2 protein-coding genes are annotated in these 1,598 nt (G+C 60.5%); one reads left to right on the forward strand and one right to left on the reverse strand.

Annotated features, from left to right (window positions below):
- The first annotated feature begins 640 nt into the window (after nucleotides 1–640).
- A complete protein-coding gene (locus AB4Z38_RS25545) occupies nucleotides 641–811 on the forward strand; it encodes a hypothetical protein (RefSeq protein WP_441432311.1) in 171 nt (56 codons plus the stop codon).
- A gap of 50 nt (nucleotides 812–861) precedes the next feature.
- Here AB4Z38_RS25545 and AB4Z38_RS25550 read toward each other — a convergent pair whose 3' ends face one another.
- Entirely contained in the window at nucleotides 862–1,530 is a 669-nt protein-coding gene (locus tag AB4Z38_RS25550; protein WP_441432312.1) for a hypothetical protein, read from the reverse strand.
- Nucleotides 1,531–1,598: the final 68 nt, after the last annotated feature.

The raw sequence follows: 1,598 nt of genomic DNA on the forward strand, positions 1-1,598 counted from the left end.
AAAGCCGGTCTGCCAGATCTCGGCACCGGAGAAGCAAGTACCCGAGATCGTGACTCGCTGAATCGTGTGAGCGTACGTCATGGCCGATCTCCTTAACTATCCGGTGACTATGCGTATTGTGCCGGGTTCCCCTGGGGGTGGGAAACCCGGCTCAGGGAAGGCATATGACGAATATGCGGACGACCCATAAGGCGAATTGTAGAACTTAATTCGGCAGATCGTGGGATTTCCTGAGCAATCTTTTTAACACAGCTGAGTTAACACACCTGTGCCACAAAGGGCCGGCCTTTTTAACTCAGGTGGGTTAATAAACACGCTGGAGGAAATGCCCTGTACCGGCTTCGTTTAACGGTTGGGTGGTTCTGTGGCTGTAGTGGCCATGGCTCCCTCGAGGATGACCGGGACAGCAATTACCGGTGGCAGTCGTAGCGCCCAGGACCCCTCACTGGCTCCGTCAGGATGGCTCACAGAGCATGCGACGCTTCCCCAGACCGACCCCAAATTTAAGTTGGGGGGGTTTGGGGGGGCGTGCAACAACCCGTTTCCTACTCCACCATCAGGATGCGCTCTGCTCCTGCAGAGCAGGAGCAAACAGAGCAGAAACCCCACGAACCGCCACCGAGCCAGTAGGCTCCACAGCATGAGCAGAGACGAGATCCGGGAGCAGCTTTCGGAAGCGATCCTACGGTGCCGGAGGACAGCACGCAGGACCATGGAGTTGCCCCTGACGGCCGCAGAGCGAGACCAGGCGACGCGGGACGACGATGAGGCCCTGGGAGAGGTGTGGCGGCTCCTTCAGGAGCTGGGGTAGTCACAGTTCCAGTTGCCGCCGTTCGAGGTCACACGTAAAGCCTAGTGGCCTTACGGGATGGTGTGGCCGGTCCGAGTCTCCTTGAGCTGGTCCCTGCGCCTCCGCTGCGTATCGTACACGTCCCCGAAGTTGATCCCGGTGACCAGCGCATTGACGGCGGGCTTCACAGCGGGCAGCGTCGTCGCCTTGGCAACAAGGATCACTTGCTGATCGGGGGTGCCGTCGGAGTTGACCCCGTTGATGAAGGTCTGAAACGCGGTGGCGATCCCGGAAATGTCGAAGCTCTGGACGCGCCCATTCGACTGCACTGCCATGGACGGGCCCGGCAGGTACATGCGACCCTTTGCAGCGAGGCCACGGCTCAGCGCCGATGTCAGCGTCGCTACCAGAGTGGTCTGGGGCGCCTGCCGGTTGCCGCCAGCACTGCCCACGGGCGGTGTCCCGTAGGTGTGGTAGACGACGTTCAGTGGATCCGTGTGGCCTGTGGTGAGGATGTTTGCCACCTTGACCTGAGTCGTGATGTAGCTGTTGTTGATCTGCGTCGAGCCGCTGGAGAAGAAGGTAGCCCAGCGCGCTGCGATCGCGTCCACCTGAGCCTGAGTGGCCGTGCTGGTGTCGGCACTCTCGTCTCCCAGCCAAAAGCCGGTCTGCCAGATCTCGGCACCGGAGAAGCAAGTACCCGAGATCGTGACTCGCTGAATCGTGTGAGCGTACGTCATGGCCGATCTCCTTAACTATCCGGTGACTATGCGTATTGTGCCGGGTTCCCCTGGGGGTGGGAAACCCG

The organism is Arthrobacter sp. 2RAF6, assembly GCF_052115205.1.
Lineage (GTDB): Bacteria > Actinomycetota > Actinomycetes > Actinomycetales > Micrococcaceae > Arthrobacter.

Coding starts and splice junctions, on each gene's coding strand:
- AB4Z38_RS25545 (WP_441432311.1), top strand. CDS start 641: ATGAGCAGAGACGAGATCCGGGAGCAGCTTTCGGAAGCGATCCTACGG.
- AB4Z38_RS25550 (WP_441432312.1), bottom strand. CDS start 1,530: ATGACGTACGCTCACACGATTCAGCGAGTCACGATCTCGGGTACTTGC.